Origin of the sequence: Endozoicomonas sp. GU-1 (assembly GCF_027366395.1) — a bacterium.
Lineage (GTDB): Bacteria > Pseudomonadota > Gammaproteobacteria > Pseudomonadales > Endozoicomonadaceae > Endozoicomonas.
In genome coordinates this window covers 1,362,761-1,382,288 of record NZ_CP114771.1, presented here as the reverse complement: position 1 = coordinate 1,382,288, position 19,528 = coordinate 1,362,761, and the positions used below count along the sequence as shown (strand labels likewise).

At 49.0% G+C, this 19,528-nt stretch carries 19 protein-coding genes and 1 tRNA gene; 15 read left to right on the top strand and 5 right to left on the bottom strand.

Annotated features, from left to right (window positions below; genetic code table 11):
* Positions 1-93: 93 nt before the first annotated feature.
* Complete coding sequence (udk, locus tag O3276_RS05675; RefSeq protein ID WP_269674769.1) at positions 94-714, bottom strand: uridine kinase; 621 nt, start codon at positions 712-714, stop codon at positions 94-96.
* Between the two features lie 18 nt (positions 715-732).
* On the bottom strand, positions 733-1,116 hold the full coding sequence (gene yciA, locus O3276_RS05670; RefSeq protein WP_269674768.1) for an acyl-CoA thioester hydrolase YciA: 384 nt from the start codon (positions 1,114-1,116) through the stop codon (positions 733-735).
* 168 nt (positions 1,117-1,284) lie between these two features.
* Here yciA and O3276_RS05665 point away from each other — a divergent pair, with 168 nt between their 5' ends.
* Positions 1,285-2,364 (top strand): methyltransferase, encoded by a 1,080-nt coding sequence (locus tag O3276_RS05665; RefSeq protein ID WP_269674767.1) that lies wholly within the window; start codon positions 1,285-1,287, stop codon positions 2,362-2,364.
* 120 nt (positions 2,365-2,484) lie between these two features.
* Positions 2,485-2,703, top strand: a complete 219-nt coding sequence (locus O3276_RS05660; RefSeq protein ID WP_269674766.1) for a hypothetical protein — start codon at positions 2,485-2,487, stop codon at positions 2,701-2,703.
* A 142-nt stretch (positions 2,704-2,845) separates the two neighbouring features.
* Here the strand turns inward: O3276_RS05660 and O3276_RS05655 are convergent, their stop codons facing one another.
* The 3 genes from O3276_RS05655 to O3276_RS05645 form a co-directional block, all read right to left on the bottom strand.
* Positions 2,846-3,592 carry a tRNA1(Val) (adenine(37)-N6)-methyltransferase gene (locus tag O3276_RS05655; RefSeq protein ID WP_269674765.1) on the bottom strand — a complete coding sequence of 249 codons (747 nt, stop codon included), beginning with the start codon at positions 3,590-3,592 and terminating at the stop codon, positions 2,846-2,848.
* A 5-nt stretch (positions 3,593-3,597) separates the two neighbouring features.
* Positions 3,598-4,479 carry a DMT family transporter gene (locus O3276_RS05650; protein WP_269674764.1) on the bottom strand — a complete coding sequence of 294 codons (882 nt, stop codon included), beginning with the start codon at positions 4,477-4,479 and terminating at the stop codon, positions 3,598-3,600.
* A 221-nt stretch (positions 4,480-4,700) separates the two neighbouring features.
* Entirely contained in the window at positions 4,701-5,630 is a 930-nt protein-coding gene (locus tag O3276_RS05645; protein ID WP_269674763.1) for an OmpA family protein, read from the bottom strand.
* 296 nt (positions 5,631-5,926) lie between these two features.
* On the opposite strand from O3276_RS05645, the gene O3276_RS05640 reads away from it, so the two are divergent.
* The 13 genes from O3276_RS05640 to O3276_RS05580 all read left to right on the top strand — a co-directional run bounded on the left by O3276_RS05640 (position 5,927) and on the right by O3276_RS05580 (position 19,412).
* A complete protein-coding gene (locus tag O3276_RS05640) occupies positions 5,927-6,646 on the top strand; it encodes an ATP-binding cassette domain-containing protein (protein WP_269674762.1) in 720 nt (239 codons plus the stop codon).
* Positions 6,647-6,651: 5 nt separating this feature from the next.
* The gene (locus tag O3276_RS05635) at positions 6,652-7,794 is read left to right on the top strand and encodes an ABC transporter permease (protein WP_269674761.1); all 1,143 of its coding nucleotides are present in this window, start codon (positions 6,652-6,654) and stop codon (positions 7,792-7,794) included.
* Between the two features lie 313 nt (positions 7,795-8,107).
* A complete protein-coding gene (locus tag O3276_RS05630) occupies positions 8,108-8,659 on the top strand; it encodes a prolipoprotein diacylglyceryl transferase (RefSeq protein WP_269674760.1) in 552 nt (183 codons plus the stop codon).
* Between the two features lie 438 nt (positions 8,660-9,097).
* Positions 9,098-9,310, top strand: coding sequence for a flagellar biosynthesis anti-sigma factor FlgM (locus tag O3276_RS05625; protein WP_101747596.1), 213 nt, complete (start codon positions 9,098-9,100; stop codon positions 9,308-9,310).
* Between the two features lie 120 nt (positions 9,311-9,430).
* Positions 9,431-9,507, top strand: a tRNA-Arg gene (locus tag O3276_RS05620).
* Positions 9,508-9,608: 101 nt separating this feature from the next.
* Complete coding sequence (locus O3276_RS05615) at positions 9,609-10,340, top strand: hypothetical protein (RefSeq protein ID WP_269674759.1); 732 nt, start codon at positions 9,609-9,611, stop codon at positions 10,338-10,340.
* A complete protein-coding gene (locus tag O3276_RS05610) occupies positions 10,307-10,513 on the top strand; it encodes a hypothetical protein (protein ID WP_269674758.1) in 207 nt (68 codons plus the stop codon). The genes O3276_RS05615 and O3276_RS05610 overlap by 34 nt, the downstream gene beginning before the upstream one ends.
* Before the next feature lie 364 nt (positions 10,514-10,877).
* Complete coding sequence (locus O3276_RS05605; protein WP_269674757.1) at positions 10,878-13,121, top strand: type I restriction-modification system subunit M; 2,244 nt, start codon at positions 10,878-10,880, stop codon at positions 13,119-13,121.
* On the top strand, positions 13,118-14,176 hold the full coding sequence (locus tag O3276_RS05600) for a PDDEXK nuclease domain-containing protein (RefSeq protein ID WP_269674756.1): 1,059 nt from the start codon (positions 13,118-13,120) through the stop codon (positions 14,174-14,176). Before O3276_RS05605 ends, O3276_RS05600 begins: the two co-directional genes overlap by 4 nt.
* Entirely contained in the window at positions 14,173-15,522 is a 1,350-nt protein-coding gene (locus O3276_RS05595) for a restriction endonuclease subunit S (protein ID WP_269674755.1), read from the top strand. The genes O3276_RS05600 and O3276_RS05595 overlap by 4 nt, the downstream gene beginning before the upstream one ends.
* Positions 15,506-16,552 (top strand): PDDEXK nuclease domain-containing protein, encoded by a 1,047-nt coding sequence (locus O3276_RS05590; protein WP_269674754.1) that lies wholly within the window; start codon positions 15,506-15,508, stop codon positions 16,550-16,552. Before O3276_RS05595 ends, O3276_RS05590 begins: the two co-directional genes overlap by 17 nt.
* 3 nt (positions 16,553-16,555) lie before the next feature.
* The gene (locus O3276_RS05585) at positions 16,556-17,968 is read left to right on the top strand and encodes a type I restriction endonuclease (protein ID WP_269674753.1); all 1,413 of its coding nucleotides are present in this window, start codon (positions 16,556-16,558) and stop codon (positions 17,966-17,968) included.
* 40 nt (positions 17,969-18,008) lie between these two features.
* Positions 18,009-19,412 (top strand): hypothetical protein, encoded by a 1,404-nt coding sequence (locus tag O3276_RS05580; RefSeq protein WP_269674752.1) that lies wholly within the window; start codon positions 18,009-18,011, stop codon positions 19,410-19,412.
* Positions 19,413-19,528: the final 116 nt, after the last annotated feature.

Below are 19,528 nucleotides of genomic sequence, written 5' to 3'. Positions count from 1 at the left end.
CGGGTGACCGCCATTCCTACTGTGACCCGCTACCCGAACAAGCACAAACCGTGTCGGCTTCTTCGGGCAGCGGATACCGGGGCAACGTCGCTTTTAATCAATCAGGTTACGGATCTGGGTTTTGATCAGATCGATGGCAATTCTGTTTTTTCCGCCATGGGGAATGATCAGGTCAGCATGCTGGCGTGCAGGTTCAATAAACTGCATATACATGGGGCGAACCGTTTCCAGGTACTGCTTGATAACGGAATCCACATCCCGGCCCCGACTGAGAATATCCCGCTTCATACGACGGATCAGGCACATATCCAGTGGCGTATCCATAAAGAAGCGCAGGTCAAAGGCTTCCCGGATTTCCGGGTTGGTGAACAGGAGGATGCCTTCATAGATAACCACGCGGGCAGGGTTGACCTTGCGGGTATCTGTCCGGCGATTGTGCTGACTGTAGTCGTAGAGTGGGACCTCGATTTCCTGACCATTTTTCAGCTTGATCATCTGCTCCAGCATCAGGTCATGATCCATGGACTCCGGGTGGTCATAGTTGGTACGAACCCGCTCCTCCATGCTCAAATGTGTCTGGTCTTTATAGTAGGAATCTTCTGAAATAACACACAGGTGCTCTGACTGGAGCTCTTCCACCAGTGTTTCTGCCAGCAGGCTTTTGCCGGATGCGGAGGCGCCGGCAATGCCGACGAGAATGGTTTTCTGTTTCATGGGGGGGGAGTCCGGTTGTTAGCGTCTGTCTACGGGAATAGGGTGTCCGTTGTCGTCTATGGCGACATAGGTGAAAAAACCTTCAGTCACCTTGTGGCGTGCTTCTGATTTATACGGGTGGGACATTACCCACACTTCAAGCTTAATACGCATGGAGGTGTTACCGACGCGAATGATATCAGCATAACAGCAAACCACGTCACCAACCTTCACCGGATGGATAAAGCTCATGGATTCAACGGCAACGGTAGAAATCCGGCTGTTGCAACGGTTTTTCGATGCCAGGCCACCGGCAATGTCCATCTGGGACATGATCCAGCCCCCGAAAATATCACCATTCGGGTTGGTGTCGGCAGGCATTGCCAGTGTGCGCAGAACCAGATCACCCTGTGGTTCACTCATCAGAAAACTCCATACGGGTCGTAACTGGCGGCGAATGCTATGCCGGTGGAACAGCCTTGTAAATCCGTATTTCCATGAACGTTTGATGGAAAGTATTGGCATGGAAAACCGTGGACTATTCCTGTATAAGTTCCGGCTTTGTGAACTGTGCAACCGGCGTTGATACCTATGACATCCCCACTATCCTCACATTTAACCAATCAGGGCCAGTTAATTGTTCGTAACCAGGCGCTTTTCGAGCTTGAGCATCTGGTGATGATTGGCTTGCCAGCGGATGATCTGGCAACTCATTTGTTGAACGATGGGGTTGGCTATATCACGGCACTCACTGGTGATTTCAGTGCTTATCGGCGTCTGTTGCCTGTGCAGGCCCGGCTGGAAGACCGCTTCTCCCTGAGTTTTGCGCCGATCCTGACGATGGACTTTGCCCGGCCTGTTGATGGTGTTTTGCTGTTTCTCCAGAAAAGCAAACCATTAATGGACTTCTGGCTGGCGATGGTATTGAGCTTTTTGCCGGAAGGTGTCCCCATTTGGCTGGTGGGAGAGAACGATGAAGGGATCAAGTCCTGGAAAAAGCGGCTCAAGAACAGCTTTGACTATGTTAAAAGTGTCGATAATGCCCGTCACTGTGTATTGCTGGAAGCTTCAGAGCCGTTGCAAAAGCCGGAGAATTTTACCCTTGAACCGTGGTTTGAGACGTTTTCTGTCACTGCTGGTCCGGTCAATATGGACATTACCTCATTACCTGGAGTGTTCAGCCATGGTCGCCTTGATAAGGGAACCCAGGTTCTGTTGGCAACGCTGGATAAAATACCTTCAGGCAAGGTGCTGGATTTTGGTTGTGGCGCTGGGGTGATCTCCGCTTATATTAATACTCTGCCCGGTGAGTATGATATTACCCTGGTGGATTGTGATGCCTTGGCATTGGCCAGCAGTACCAAAACCATGAGCGCCACAGGGCGAAACTCTTTTACGGTACTGCCCAGCGATGGCCTGTCAGAAGTGACAGGGCAGTTTGATCTGATTATCTCCAACCCACCGTTTCACCAAGGCGTAAAAACCCACTATGAGGTGACAGAGCAGTTTCTTGCCCAGTCAGGTCAGATGCTTCGCCCGGGTGGCGAGCTTCGTATTGTTGCCAATAGTTTTCTGCGTTATCCGCCCATTATTCAGAAGGCTTTTGGCCACTGTGAGACATTGCTCACTCGGGATGGATTCTCGGTTTATCGGGCGGTGAACAGATACTGATATTGCTTGCTTCCAGATGCCTGAAAGATATTTACGACATTGTTCAACTATAAGCTATTCATGAATCACCTGACCGTATTAAGATAGGCCAAGGGCTTACCTTAAGAGTGAGGCGCGACCATGCTTAATAAAATTAAACCAGCGTGGGTATTTTGCGGCGTGTTTCTGGTCACGTTGCTATGGGCAATGGAGTTTGATAACCGGCCACGAGCCCGACTGGCCATTCCCTACTCCTCCGACCATCTTAATGCATCAGCCAGTGAACAGGTCACGCAAAGTGAACGGAACATTGGCCTGAAGTCTGACGAATTTACATCGAATATCATTGCGGACCACTAGGAGGCTGTCCGAGAATAGACTGCCCTACTGCGGTGGCAGCAAACTGGTCTAAAAATTCCGTTTTGTTCGGCAAATAGCCCCGCTATTCACCTCACAAAACGAAATTTTTATCCTCAATTTTCTGCCATCCTCGCTACGGGCGCTATTCTCGGTCAGCCTCCTGGAGAGCCAAATAATAAGGTGACATCAACTGCCTGGTTTCTTCCGTGTAGTGAGGAGGCTGGGTATATATAGTGACCGTCTCCTCGTGTGTTTCCAGAGGTTTATCCCGGTTTAACACCAGGATATAGCGGTGGTTCCCATGACGGCTGGAAGAACGCAGCCCAATCTGCTTTATCAGACCCAGTCCTTCCGTGGCAGCCGCTGTCAAAAAATGCTGTGTGGATTCCACGGGTAGTAAAATCCAGGCTTCGCCAGTGATTGCCAAATGTCGGGAAATCACCCTGGCAAGATCGGTAAAACTCAGGCTATCGGTATGACGGGCCATGTTGCGTCGCTGGTCGTCCCCCTTGAAGGATTGTTGAAAAAAAGGCGGGTTCGAAATGATACAGTCAAAGCGTTGCTGACTGGTGGCAGAGAATATCTGGATAGCGCTATTGACCAGTTGCAGCTGACCGGCCCAGGGACTGGCGGCAAAGTTACGGACCGCTTGTTGTGACGCTTCTTCATCCAGCTCCACGGCCGTGATTTTTCCATTGCAGTTCTGAGCAGCCATCAGGCTGAGCAACCCGGTGCCTGCACCAATATCCAGAATGGACTGGCTATGTCGTAAGCCGGATGATTCAGCAATAAGCGCACCAAAGATGCAGGCATCCGTGGTGACTTTCATGGCGCATTCACCCTGGTCAATTCTGAACTGCTTAAAAGCAAAGTAGCTGTTTCTGGCCATGACGTTTATTTTCTACTCAAGTGCTGTTGAGCCAAAACGGCAACAATAATCATAATCAAGCCAGCATAGGTGGCCGGATAGATAGACTCACCAAGAATATTGGCGATGAAAATCAGTGATAGAAACGGACTGAGGTAACTGATATTGCTGACCATGGCAGTATTGTCCGCCAGTTTAAGGGCTTTCAGCCACAGGATATAAGCAAAGCCCATTTCAATCAGACCAACATAGGCCGCTGCTGCCAGACCTTCAGAGGCAATGGGCCAGAAATCGGAGAAGAGGGCGGTGGCAGCAATAATCCAGGGCAGTCCACAGAGGAAGCAGATCAGCAGGCCAACCACAGGATCCCCTTCGCGCCGGGTATTCAATAGCCAGTAAAGCGCCCAGATAATGGTGCTTGACAGTGCCAGAATAACACCGATGGGACTGGCGAAATTAAGACTTTCAAACTCCCCACGGGTACAGATAAGCAATACACCCCCGTAGGCCAGCAGGCAGCAGAGCAGGCTGGTAAGCGACAGTTTTTTACACAGCAAAGGAACGGCAAGCAGGGTCAGCGCCATTGGCCAGCTGTAGTTTAATGCCTGCGCCTGTTGCGCCGGAAGCAGGTCGTAAGCGCCGAACAGGGCAACGTGATAGAGAAAAGGGTTTAACAGCCCCAGGGCCAGGAATAATCCCGATGATTGTTTGAATTGGGAGACGACTAAACCAGCCTTTCCCTGAATCATGACAATGATGGTAAGCAGGGTGGTGGAGGTTGCCACGGACCAGAATACCAGCCGCCATGGGTCAAGATATTTAAGGGCTATTTTAAAGGCGGTGGCAATGGTCGACCACAATAAGGCCGTGGCCAGGGCGTAGAAACAGGCTTTGCTATTGTCTGTCATGGATACTGCTTGGAGACGTTGGGTGAGTAGGTTTGAGTATTGACCAATACTATCTCACAGGCTCCAAAAGAAACAGTTAAGGAATTGTCGCGAAATAAGTTCCGCCGTTGGCAGAGACTTGCTCGCTTCCCGAAAAAGCACAAGTGGCCTGTCTTTTTCGGGCAGCGGGTAGCGCTTATTGAAATGTCGAAGTTATTCAGTTCATGAATAGTTAATGAAGGTTACCCTTCAATGGTGATGGTCACGTGACGGTTGTTTCTCCGGCCTTCTCTGGTTTGATCTCCGCTTTCCAGTACACCACCGGCCACGGCTTTGATGCGATTGCCACTGACGCCACGCTCTTCCAGGTATTGTTTGACACTTTCAGCCCTGCGCAGTGCCAGTTTTCGGTTGTGTTCCAGCGGGCCGGTTGAGTCGGTGTAACCAACAGTTGTCAGATGAATGTCAGACTGTTGTTTGGCAACATCAGCGATTTTGTCCAGCGCCTGACGGCCCGGCAGGTCAATGTCTGCTTTATCAAAGCCAAAGTAAACCATTCCCAGCTCCCTCTGTAGTGGGCAGCCATCCGCATCGACGGGAATGCCTTCGGGGGTATCCGGGCACTTATCAATGTCATCGGGAACACCATCCCCATCACTGTCGATCAGACAGCCATATTGGTTAACCGCCACATCGACGGGGGTATTGGGGCAACGATCCATATTGTCTGGTACGCCATCACCGTCGGAATCGGGGCAACCGTGAGCATCCACTGTGACGGCGTAAGGGGTATTGGCGCACTTATCCAGATAGTCAGGAACCCCGTCATTATCGGAGTCTACCGGGCAGCCACTGTGATCGACGGTTACGCCTTTGGGGGTGTTTGCACAGCGGTCTTTGCTATCAGGAACACCATCGTGATCACTGTCACTGCCAGTCAGCGCACAGATAGCGGTACCGACCAGGGCACCACCTATAGCACCGTAAGTGGCCGATTTACCTCTATCGGATGAACTCGTACTGTTGGCTGCAGCGCCAACAAGACCGCCGGTACCCGCCCCGATCAGTGCGCATTGGCTCCACCGGTTCAGATGGCCATCACTGGCGCAGCCAGTAAGAACAAGGGTGATGATGAACAGTGTTAGTGTTTTAAGGGGAGTGATGAAGGGCATGGATCAAACTCCGGGTGTGTCAAGTTAGGGAAGTGTTGACGCCTAATCTGGAAGGGATTTCTCGTGCAGATAAAGCACACAGGTTATTGGATGACTGGCAGCTTCGAGTATAGGCCAAAACATTCACTGCCAGAGTCTCTTTCCATATGAAATGAGCCTGTTGTTTTCCATGATCAGATTATGAAGCCCATTACAGGCGCTTATCTTTATTGGCAGACGACCGATAATCATGACCATGAAAACCAGGATCGTTGTTTATCCTGGCTGCAGGTCTTTATCAGGGCGGAAATATTAAGATGACAAATGTCCAGGCCGTTGCCATTCATGACCTTGAGCAGAGTATTGGTGAAACTGAAGTTTTGCGAATTCCGGAGCTGGTTATTGATGCTGGTGAAATGGTGTGCCTTCAGGGCGGGAATGGCTCTGGCAAAACCACCCTGTTAAGAGCCCTGATGGGGCTTGTTCGCTATAACAGCGGGGATGTGAAGGTTTTGGGCAATGATATGAGAAAAATTGGCACCTCTTCTCTGGAAAGACTACGTGCCGACTCTATCGGATTTATTTTTCAGCATTATCGGCTGGTGCCCTATCTAAGCGCATTCGATAACATTCTGTTGCCCTGCTATTTCTCAGCGAAAAGACGCTATGAAGCAGAAAAGAAATCTGAAACGGCAGCCAAGGATGCCATTCGTCTGATTCGCAAGCTCAGCTTAACAGACCCGTCACGGCTATCAAAAAATGCTGCGCAATACAGCGCCGGTCAACAGCAACGCTTTGCCATTGCCCGTGCGCTGATCGGCAAGCCTGAAATGGTGTTGGCGGATGAACCGACATCGGCTATGGATTGCAAGGGGAAGAAAGCCGTTTACCAGCTGTTACTGGATGAATGTCGTGCAAGTGGAGCCACACTGATCTGTACCACCCATGATGAAAACGGTATTGAAGGTTTTGACCGGTATGTGAACATGGATACCTTGAACCAGGCAAGGGAGCGCGAAAACCGATGGTCATTATGAAGATTATGCGCAGAAGCCTTGGTCAGAGAGCCGGACGCACAACCATTTCGATTCTGGCTCTTGCTTTCAGCATTGCGCTTCTTCTGGTGATTAGCCATATTCATGAAGCCGTACGATCCTATGCACGACAGGTGTCTTCAGGTGCAGACCTGATTGTCGGAGCACCTTCGCAGCCGGCACATCTGGTCCTTTACAGCCTTTTTCGCATTGGCCCTCCTCCTCCGGTAATATCCTGGGATCTCTATGAAACCATTGCTGAACTGAAGGATGTGGAGTGGGCTGCGCCGGTGTCTACCAACGAAAGCCATCTTGGATATACAGTGACTGGCAGTACTGCACGTTATATGGAAACGTTGCAACTGAAAGCCCTTAATTTTATTGGCAATGGATCGGGCACGGAGTTCAGAAATGATCGTTCGGCATTTATTGGGGCCAGACTGGCGGCAAACTATCAGCCCGGAGAAACCCTGAAGATAGCCAATGGCTTTGCGCCCTCATCAAAAGATGAGTATCAAACGCCAGTTATTATTCAGGGGGTTTTAATGGAAACCGGAACCTCACTGGACAGTAATATTTTAATTCCTATCGAAGGGCTGCGAAAAATCCGAAAAGCCCATGGCATAAAAACTGATCAACTTAATTTCATTTTGATAAAATTGCGTCATCGTCACTCCCTCTTTAAGGTGCAGAAAGAACTGAAGTCAACCTTCAATACACCACTTGAAGTAGTGATTCCTGCGTTGGAGCTGGAAAAGCTTGGGCACTATCAGCGAATGCTCAATAATGTGTTTATGGCCATGGGTTTTATCATCGGATTGCTCTCTTTGGTGATGATGTATTTTAATCTTTCTGCCGGTTTTGCCGAGCGAAAACAGGAAGTCGAACTGCTAAGAATGGTAGGGGTAAGACCCTGGCAGCTGGCAGCCCTGACATTGGCAGAACCGATGCTGCAAATCCTGTTTGCTCTTTGTTCTGGTGTTGTTCTCTATAAAGTATCGACTCTGTTCCTGGGGAGCTGGATTCCTGTTGTGAGCAGCATCGCACTGCCTTTTGAACAACTGCTCTGGTTGTTGTCGTTGTTTTTACTGGGTTTTCTGGTGGCCTGCCTGCCGGCATGGCGAATCTATGGTTTTTCCCGAAGAACTTAGATTGAATGGTTTAAGGCGGCATCCATGGATGGGGCTGCCACCATAAAGGTTGAGAATCCTGTTATCTGTCACTGGCGTATACCTTCATCTTTTATACAACAACCTGCCAATAAATTTCATCAAGTTCGCAGAATTCAAACGTCAATCGATCTATATCTATTGATGATGGCGTGCAAGCTACATACCCTGTTAAAAATCATAGCAATAATGTCTGACAAATTATGAGAAAAATACTCTAAAAAACATTGAAACCAATTAGAGGTAGCCAAAGTCTATGGTAGGTGTCTACTAAAGAAAAAAGAGGTTTTTATTTATGGACAGCTTGTCATCTTTACCAGCCACCACCCAGCCATTGACAACCTCTGCAAATCCGCCGGGTTCAAATGGTGCGGCAATAACCGTTTCTTCCAATATCGCTGGAACGGATACCGTAACAGTGGCCTCAGGGGATACGAAGAATGAAATGCCAGACAAAGCACCAGGAAAAGAAGGAGGGGCTGTAGGTGATTCAATAAGCGATAAAACCGTTAAGGAAACCAAAGCCGACGCTCAAATGAGCGACAAGGGGGCAGGTGATGTAGAAGAAACGGGCTCTGAAGCGGGCTCTGAAGAGAGTGCGGCAGATGCAGGAGTAACTCCGAGAGAGTCTGATGAAAAGGAACAGCTTAAATCAATGGCATACAAGCTCCAGTCTGCTCAAATAGATGATGGCTCAGAGACTCCGGAAGCTGCTGCAGAGCAACCCGAACTGGAGAAAAATGATTCTCCAGAGACTGAAGGTGAGACTCAGGGCGCAGATGAAGGTGCGGAACCTGAAGAAGTCATCGAAAACACGCAAGAAGAAGGAAAAAAGGAGGAAAGTTGATGGTGTCTGGCTCTTGCGATGTGCTGAAAGCGATGGATTGTTAATCGGCTGTTTCAGCAAGAGACGCTTTAAAACTGAGTTTCAGAAGAGCCTTGTTGTCAAGCAAGGTATCTTCTGCTGGAAATGGTCGTGTATATTATTGTCAGGCTTTTGCTTTGCTCTCTCATTGATCAATTCGCTATTGCTGCACAATAGCGGTGCAGTCTATCCGCCAACAAGCTTATAGTATTCCATTGGTGATTCCTGCGTTCCCATTGATAACCTCGCTATCAGTTCACTGTTGTGTTTAACGAGGTGCCCGGAGTTATTACACACCTCAATTGGTATGAAATTTGTATACTAAAATAATAGGCATCATGGGTAGACAGCCTGAACTGGAGGTGACAGTATGTCCGACTTGCCAGTGAAAAATATTTTCTCAACGTTCAAGGAGTGAACATGGATAAAGAGCATCGAGAGTCAAGTACGAATTTGGAAGGCTCCGAGAAGAAACTAAGTTTTGTTATCAATGCTACTGAAGATCGTGTCAGCCGCCTGCGCCAGGCATACCTTGATGGGACGTTGATCGTTGACAGTGAGCGTCTGGCAGAAAAAATGCTTGCCTTTGAGCAACAGCTTGAAATCGTATTTCCCGAAAAAGACAGCCCCTGAGTCAATTTACGCCAGTTAGAAATCCTTTATTCTGCCAAGGCTTGATCATCCACTGTGAATGAAGTACGCTTCAATCGCGGTCACAAAGGTGTATGCCTTGGTATCTGTCCGATTACGCATGCTCCCATGGCACAGCTGGATAGCGCAGCCCCCTCCTAAGGGGCAGGTCGGAGGTTCGAATCCTCCTGGGAGCGCCATATAAATCAAAGACTTATAGTAGTGTAGGTCTTTTTTTTGGTAACCATTCGCTAAATCCATTATTCAAGCATCAATAGCCCTGTTCAGCTATCCTTGATAGATGTTTGAAATCACTTCGCCTGAATGCACTTCAGAACAATCCTGTACTCCTTTCAGCCTTGTTCAAGTCACTTTGACCAAGCAGGAGTTCATTGACCTCAAATGGCAGGTCAACCACTACCGGGATCTGTGGAAACGGACCCGGGTTCGTGAGCAGGAATTACTGGGCACCATTGCCTTGATGAAAAAAGATAATAAGGCTGAAGTCGATCAACTCAAGGCGACCATCAAAGAACGCGATTCTCAGCTGAGTCATATGAAACACATGGTCTTTGGCCGTTCTACTGAAAGGAAAAATCGCTCAAAACCCAGTCAGGAAAAGCAAAGCAAAAATACCACACGACAACCGACGACTCGTAAACGTGGCCAGCAACCTGGTTCCCCGAGCCATGGTCGGAGAAAACATGAGAACCTGCCGGTGGTTGATCAGGGCGTTGACCTACCCAATAACGAGAAGTGTTGTGCCATCTGTCGCTTGCCCTTCGAACCGTTTCCTGGCTGTGATCATTGTGATGTTATAGAAATTGAGGTCAGGCCACACAAGAGGCGTTACCATCGCAAGCGATATCGCAAGACTTGTCAATGCCCGGAAACACCCGCAATTATCACCGCCCCACCTCCAGCACGTTTGATGAACAGACGTTGCGGGGCCCCGTGGTTGGCCGGAAAAACTACTACGGCAGTGGGAGCGACTGGAGTATGGAGCTGGCGGCCTGGTTCTTTACGGTGCTGACAAGCCTGAAGATCTGGAAGATCAATCAGAAGCTGTGGTTGAAGGGCTATCTTGAGGCTTGCATTGCTAATGACCGGAAGCCACCAGAAGATTTAAGTCAGTGGCTACCTTGGCAGATGGATGAAACTCGTCTCAAAGAATTGCGAATCCATGACCCACCTAGCTCTAGCTGAAAAAAGCTCATCCAAGTCCGTAGCCATTATAAGGCGGGTATTCCTTACCAGCTTGGTGGGCTGGTTTGGCTGGGTTCACAGAATAGTTACTTTTTTTGATCTAATAAAAATTAATTTCTATCACTGATGATGTATTAGTCATTAATCACCACTTTTATTTATATACGCCAGCCTGTATATCCATTGCATTGGTATTTAGTGGTGCCGGTCGTGAATACGACTACTGCCAGCCGGTGAATAGCGGTACACTTTTGCACGGAATATGACAGCAGATTGCCGGAGCCAAGGTGCCATTGATGACAGTGGTGGTTGGTACTCAGATGTAATTGCTTGTCTCAACGATTTTTCTTCCCAAGAAGTGACAATGCCTAACACCCAAGCCTCCAACAACCTTGCCGCCTTTATCTGGTCCGTTGCTGATCTGCTGCGGGGCGACTTTAAACAGTCCCAGTACGGGCGCATCATTCTGCCGTTTACCCTGCTCCGCCGTCTGGAATGCGTGTTGGAGCCTACCAAAGAAGCGGTGCTGGCCCAGTATGAAAAAGTGAAGGTGATGAACCTGCCGGAAGAGGGGCGGGAGAAGCTGTTGTTGCGGGCGGCCGGGTTGTCCTTCTTTAATACATCACCGATGGATCTCTCCAAACTTGGACAGATCGGTATTAAAGACAATCTGGAAAGCTATGTGCTTGCCTTCTCACGGGATGCCAGGGAGATTTTTGAACATTTCAAGTTCGATGAATTTGTTGGCGGCCTGCAGGAGGCCAACCTGTTGTATAAGGTGGTGCAGAAGTTTGGCAGCATCGACCTGAGCCCGGATGTCATCTCCAATCACGATATGGGGCTGGTGTTTGAGGAACTGATCCGCAAATTTGCCGAAAGCTCCAACGAAACCGCCGGGGAGCACTTTACCCCACGGGATATTGTCCAGCTCACCACCTCCCTGGTGTTTATGGAAGACGACGATGCCTTAACAAAAGAAGGCATTATCCGCACCATTTACGATCCCACTGCCGGTACTGGTGGCTTTCTTTCTTCCGGTATGGAATATGTGCATGAACATAACGCCAATGCGGTGATGCGCGCCTTTGGTCAGGAGCTGAACCCGGAGTCCTACGCCATCTGTAAAGCCGATATGCTGATCAAGGGGCAGGATGTCAGCCGTATCAAGCTGGGCAATACCCTGTCCAATGACCAGCTTGCCAGTCAGCAGTTTGATTATATGCTTTCCAATCCACCGTTCGGAGTGGACTGGAAGAAGATCGAAAGTACGGTCAAAACGGAACATGACGTGAAAGGCTTTGATGGTCGCTTTGGCCCGGGTCTGCCACGGGTATCGGATGGTTCCCTGTTGTTCCTGATGCACCTGATCAGCAAATTTCGGGCTATCACGCCCGATAATCAAAACCCCAGCCGGATCGGCATTATCCTGAACGGTTCGCCGTTGTTTACCGGCGGCGCGGACAGTGGTGAAAGTGAGATTCGACGCTATATTCTGGAAGCCGATCTGCTGGAAGCCATTGTCGCCCTGCCTACCGATATGTTCTACAACACTGGCATTGCGACCTATATCTGGGTGCTGTCCAACAAAAAATCGGTGGAGCGTAAGGGCAAGGTCCAGCTTATCAATGGTGCGAAGCTGTTTGGCAAGATGCGCAAGTCCCTGGGTTCCAAGCGCAATATGATGAGCCCGGAAGACCGTGCCATGGTGACTCGCTGTTTTGGCAAGTTTGAGGCGGAAGCTACTGACTCCAATGGCATAGCAATCAGTAAACTATTTGAGACATACCAGTTCGGTTATCGTCGCATAACGGTAGAACGCCCCCTGCGCCTCTCCGTCCGATTTACCGATGAAGCCGTTGCCAGCCTGCGTTATGCGCCCAAACCGTTTAACAATGTAATGCGCTGGCTATTCGAACAGTTTGGCGATGCCTGCTACTCGACACTGGCAGAGCAGGAAGAAGCCATTCGCAACAAGATCAAAAAAGACTTTACCGAGCTGAAAGAGAAGCAGATCAAAGAAGTACTGGATACCAAACTGTGGTTGTTCCAGCGCAAGCTGATGGAAAAGGCGCAACAGCTTCAGTCTGAGGTCGGTATTGAGAACAGCGATGATTTCAATCGCTTTGATGAATTATTGAAGGCAGCTATTAAAAAGCGGGCGATCAAGCTAGATGCCAAAGAGAAAAAACAGCTTCTGGATGCCATTACCCATAAGAACCCGGAGGCCGAGCCCGTTGTCAAAAAGGTATTAAAAGAAGAGTCGCAGCCCCTCTATGGAGCCTTTGAATACCGTGGCAACGTCGTCGAGTTTGAAACCGATGGCGACCTGCGGGATAACGAGAATATCCCCCTTGATCCATCGGTGACCACCTCAACGCTGATCGAAACCTACTTTCAGCGGGAAGTGACGCCCCATGTACCGGATGCCTGGATCAATGCCAGCAAGCGGGATGAGCAGGACGATGAGATCGGTATTGTCGGCTATGAGATTCCCTTTAACCGCCACTTCTATGTGTACCAGCCGCCCCGTGCCCTGGAAGCTATTGATGCTGATCTGGATGTGGTAAGTGGCCGGATTATGGGCCTGCTGGCGGAGGTGCATTCATGAGCAAGGCGAACAACAGCACCAGTCTTGGCCTTAATCACAACAGTGACTACAAGCGGTGGTTAAAAGATCTCAAACAAAAGGTACAGCAAACCCAAATCAAGGCCACCGTTCAGGTAAACACCACCCTGCTGACTTTCTACTGGGAACTGGGGGCCGATATTGTTCAGCGCCAGTCTACGGCTAACTGGGGCGATGGTTTTTTAAAACAGCTCAGCAAAGACCTGATGAAAGAATTTCCCGACATTAAAGGCTTTTCTGAACGAAACCTTAAATACATTCGGCAGTGGTTCCTTTTTTACTCACAGGGTCAGGCAATTGGGCAACAGGCTGTTGCCCAATTAGCTCAAGTGCCCTGGGGACACAATTTACAGATCATCAGTAAATGCCAATCGGTGGATGAGGCGCAGTATTACATTCGTAGCACCATCGAACATGGTTGGAGCCGTAATGTACTGATTCACCAGATTGACAGTGGCCTGTGGCAGCGGGAAGGAGACGCGCTCAGTAATTTTAGCGCCACTCTGCCAGCGGTACAGTCCGATCTGGCACAGCAAACCCTGAAAGACCCTTACGTATTTGATTTCCTCACCCTGACCAAAAGCTACAACGAGAAAGAGCTGGAACAGGGGCTGATAGAGCATATCACCCAGTTTCTGCTGGAGCTGGGTGCCGGTTTTGCGTACATGGGAAAGCAGGTCAAACTGCAAGTAGGTACACGGGATTTTTACATTGATCTGCTGTTTTACCATGCCCGTCTGCATTGTTATGTGGTGATTGAGTTGAAAGCAGGCGACTTTGAACCGGAGCATGCGGGCAAGCTGAATTTCTATATCAAGGCGGTGGACGAGCAACTGCGTAAAGAAGGAGATGCGCCCACCATTGGTATTTTGCTGTGCAAAAACAAAGACAAGATGGTGGCGGAGTACGCCCTTAGCGACATCCAAAAGCCTATTGGCGTATCAGAGTATCAACTGACGCAATCGTTGCCGGAAAACCTGCAATCGCAACTGCCCAGTGTGGAAGAAATTGAGCAGGAACTGGGAGGTGAGTTGTGACAGTTGGCAGTGAGCAGTCGGCAGTGGCCAGTAAGTACAGGGCTTATCCGGAGTATAAGGACTCTGGGGTTGAGTGGTTGGGATTGGTTCCGCTTCATTGGGAAATTAAACGCCTCAAGCATATGGCACAAATTCAAAATGGTCAGGACTATAAAGCGGTTGAAGCAGTCAGTGGATACCCTGTACTTGGCTCTGGTGGGCAGTTTACTTTTGCTACTGAGTTTCTTTACGACAAAGAATCTGTGTTGCTTGGAAGAAAGGGGACTATTGATAAGCCTCTCTATATAAAAGAGCCATTTTGGACTGTTGATACAATGTACTATACAAAGATCAACAGTGATGTACCTGCTAAATACCTGCATTATCTGGCGCTTACAATTCAGTTTGACCGTTATTCAACCAATACTGCTTTACCGAGTATGACCCAGGAACACTTGGGTAATTACGCTTTTGGTGTGCCGCCCGAAGAAGTTGAACGGAGTCAGATCGCCAACTTCCTCAACCACGAAACCGCCAGAATCGACACCCTGATCGAGGAGCAGAAAACCCTGATCCGGCTGCTGCAAGAGAAGCGTCAGGCGGTGATCAGCCATGCCGTGACCAAAGGCCTTAACCCTGATGCACCGATGAAAGACTCCGGTGTGGAGTGGCTGGGTGAAGTGCCGGAGCACTGGAGCGTATGCCGCTTGAAAAATACGGTCGAAATCGCAGGACGCATTGGATTTCGAGGTTATAACGCAGAAGATATAGTGGATGAAGGAGAAGGGGCTGTCGTTCTAGGCCCATCTAACATAAATGGCAGGGGATTTTCTCTAGAAAAACAAGCTTTCTTAAGTTGGGAAAAGTACTACGAATCACCCGAAATCATGGTAGAAGATGGTGATATCCTGTTAGCTAAAACAAGCTGGTCTTTCGGTAAAGTGGCGGTGATACCAAAAGCTGATACTCCGATGACTATCAACCCTCAGATGGTACTTCTAAAGCGTGCAAAGATTGATTCAAGATATTTGTCGTACTTCTTAGGAACCGACGCTCTTCAGGCCTGTATCTTCAATTACAATACAGGTAGTTACATGCCAACGATGACACAAGAAAATATTAGTAACCTACCTATTTTTGCACCGCCTAAGAATGAAGTGTCTGCAATCGTTCAATATTTAGAAGAACAAGTTCAAGTAATTGATGCTCTTATTGATGAGCAGCATATTTTTTCTAAATACCTCCAAGAACGCCGCGCAGCCTTGATCTCCGCCACAGTTACCGGAAAGATCGATGTCCGCAACTGGACACCCACTGCCCACCCACAACAAAAACACCCCGAGGCCCCCCATGAGCAAACCGCCTGAAGCGCCGGAGCACCCAGACACCCTGTTCAGCGAAATCAAAGGCCTGATCCAGTCCGCCCGTCAGCGGGCTGCGGTGGCGGTGAATACCGAACTGACCCTGCTTTACTGGCAGGTGGGGGAGCGTATCAATGCCGAGGTGCTTAAAGGTGAGCGGGCAGACTATGGCAAGCAGGTGGTGATTAACCTGTCGAAGCAACTCACCGCCGCCATGGGCAAAGGCTGGAGCCCCCAGCAACTGCGCCATTGCACCCGGCTGGCGGAGGTATGCAGGGCGGATGAGATTGTCTCTACAGTGTGGAGACAATTGAGCTGGTCCCATATCAAGCAGTTGATTTACATTAATGACCCGCTGAAACGGGAGTTTTACCTGACCATGGCGGCCCAGGAACGGTGGTCTGTCCGCACCTTCAGCGAACGCCTGGATTCCATGCTGTATGAACGGACGGCACTCTCCCGCAAGCCGGAGGCGACCATTGCCAGTGATCTTAAAAAGCTGCGGGAGCAGGGGCTGGCGAATCAGGACCTGGTATTGAAAGACCCGTATATTCTGAACTTTCTTGAATTGAACGACACCTACCTGGAAAAAGGGCTGGAAGATGCCATTCTGCAGGAGATGGAGCAGTTCCTGCTGGAACTGGGGATGGGCTTCACCTTTGTGGCCCGTCAGCACCGGGTTCAGATTGATGAGGATGACTTTTATATTGATCTGCTGTTTTACAACCGCAAGCTGCAACGGCTGGTGGCTGTCGAGCTAAAGACCGGCAAGTTCAAGGCAGAGTATAAGGGGCAGATGGAGCTCTACCTGCGCTGGCTGGATAAGTACGACCGACAGCCCGGGGAAGAATCACCCATTGGTATTATTCTCTGTGCAGGTAAAAAGCAGGAACAGATCGAACTGCTGGAGCTGGATAAAAGCGGCATCCATGTGGCGGATTACCTGACCAACCTGCCGCCCAAGGCGGTGCTGGAAGAACGCTTCCAGCGGGCCATCCACAATGCCCGCCAGCGTATTGAGAACAAAAGTGAGTAGTGTATGAGCAGGGACGCCACCGTTGAGGCCGTTTTCCAGAACGAAATAATCGCCCAGATGCAGGCCAATGGCTGGCTATTGGGTTCCGGCGACCAGTACCACCGGGAAACGGCGCTGTACACCAGCGATGTGCTTGGTTTTGTCAAACAGACTCAGCCGAAGGAGTGGGAGAAGTTCTGTAAGGTATTCCCCTCGGATTCGGAACAGCACTTTATCAGCCACCTGCTGACCCAGCTTAATAAGGCTGACCCCAATGCCATTGATAAAGAGCTACGCAGTTACGGCACCCTTGGGGTGTTGCGCCATGGGCTGAAGATTCGCAATGCCCGGTTTTGCCTGTGCCAGTTTATGCCGGAGCATGATCTGAACCCGGATACGCTGGCCCGTTATAAAGAGAACCGTTGTCGCCTTGTGCCGGAGCTGGTGTATTCGCCCTATGCTACCGATGAGCACCTTGTTGAAACCGGTAAAAAGGCCAGGTCGTGGCGCATTGATCTGGTGCTGTTTATCAATGGTCTGCCGGTAGCGACGCTGGAGCTGAAATCCGAGTTCAAGCAGTCGGTGGATAACGCCATTCGGCAGTATAAAACCACTCGCCAGCCCAAAGACCCGGAAACCGGTAAGCCGGAACCGCTGCTCACCTTCAAGCGGGGTGCGCTGGTGCATTTTGCTGTCAGCCAGTATCAGGTTTATATGGCAACCCGGTTGGCCGGTGCTGATACCTTCTTCCTGCCGTTTAATAAGGGGACAAAAGAAGGCGGCGCTGGTAATGATATTCCCGACGATGAGAACCGCTATGCCACCGATTACCTGTGGAATGAGGTGCTGCTGCCGGACAACCTGCTGAATATTCTTGCCCGTTACATTCACCTTGAGATTAAGGAGTCCGAAGACTGGGAAGGCCGCAAAACCAAAAAGGAGACGCTGATTTTCCCTCGGTATCACCAATGGGATGTGGTGCGTAAACTGATTGGCGCTGCCCGTACCGAAGGTTCCGGCCATCGTTACCTGGTGCAACACAGTGCCGGTTCCGGCAAGTCCAATTCAATTGCCTGGACTGCCCATCAGCTATCCACCCTTTATAAAGACGACGGTGATAAACAGTTCCATTCAGTGATCGTGATTACCGACCGGACGGTGCTGGACGACCAGCTTCAGGATACCATTTACCAGTTTGAACACGCCGATGGTGTGGTGGAGCGCATTAATAATAAGGAGGGGCAGGGCTCAAAATCAGAGAAGCTGGCCAGTGCCCTGGAAAATGCCCAGCCGATTATTATCGTGACCATCCAAACTTTTCCGTTTGTACTGGCAGCTATTGAGAGCAGTACCAATCCAGTAATTCCCACAACGACTGAAAGCCCGCTGTTCCCAAGGTCTGGAAGCTTACAGGACAATTTCAGCTACGCAGTCTAAAATAGATGATGCTTTTGGCAAAATAGCAACACAGTATCCTATGCCTACCTCTTATAATCATTCGGTTACTACTGACCTCATTGATCTTGTCTTTGAACAAGTTCAAGAGATTCCCGATCCTCGCTCACAAAAAGGGCGCTCATCAAATTTTTCCATTTCCGATTTGTTTATGTATGCCCTTGCTGTTTTTCATAACAAAAATCCATCGTTACTGGCCTGCGATGACAAACGTGAACAGCCCACTATCAAGGAAAACGCCAAGAGTTTATATCATGTTCAAAATATACCCTGTGATACCTATCTGAGATCAATAATTGATCACGTTAAGACAAAGCATATTCGACCACTGTTTCTCGCCCTTTTTGCTTATTGTCAGCGTCGTGGGAAATTGAAACATTTTCAATATTTTAAAGAGGGCTACCTGGCTCCCATTGATGGCACACAAACTTTTACGTCAAAGAGTATCAATTGTAAAAACTGTTGCACAAAAAACGCCGACAATCCTAAAAAAACAACTGTTTTCTATCATCAGTTATCCGCGATCTGTCTTGTAAAGCCAGGATTGAAAACAGTTCTGCCGTTAATGCCAGAACCTATTACTCAACAAAAAGATGCTTCCAAAAATGACTGTGAAGTGCGTGCCCTTGAACGCATTCTGGAAGATCTCTCCAGGGAACACTACCACCTGAAATTGGTACTGGGTTTAGATGGTCTCTATTCCAAGGGGCCAACCCTTAAACTCATCCGGTCTTATGGTCACAATTTTATCACTGTTGCCAAGGACAGTGATCATGAGGCTTTGCTGGAAGCCGTTGATGATCTGGACCGGGAAGGCAAAGTCCGTCGGTTCACTTATACCGACAAACGGGGTCACCGGCATTCGTTTCGCTACGTAAACGATGTTCCACTCAATAAGTCACATCCTGATTTTATGGTCAATTATGTCGACTATGTGGAAACGGATTCGGATGGAAAAATAAAGTACTGCAATAGCTGGGTAACCAGCCTGCCCATTCACAACCATATGTGTTGCATGAAAATCATGCGAGGAGGACGCGCACGGTGGTTAATTGAAAATGAAACGTTCAATACACTGAAGAATTTGGGTTACAGTCTTGAGCATAACTATGGTCATGGTGAAGAGAATCTGGCAAGCAACTTTGCCTGTCTGATGTTTCTTGCCTTTCTGATTGATCAAATTGTTGAGCTTTCCTGCCCATTATTTAATGAAGCGCTGAAGGCTAACAAGCGGAAAAAGATTTTTTGGGAAAAGCAGAGGAATTTTTTTGAGATTTTTGTGGTTAGTTCCTGGGTGTTATTCATGAAGGGGCTGATCTTGCAGGGTACACCTGAACCAAAACCGAAAGGCAAGCGAGTGAAACCAAGTGAACAGCCAAAACGGAAAATGATCAGCATCCGGAGTTTATTCCCTGATACGGCATAGTTACCAAATAATAACCCATTTTCTTCAGTGAATTTAAGTTAACCTATGGATCAGATTTTGTGCTGAGTTTTTTGTTTGTGTCCAAAAAAGTAATGAGACAATTAAGGGAAAATCTT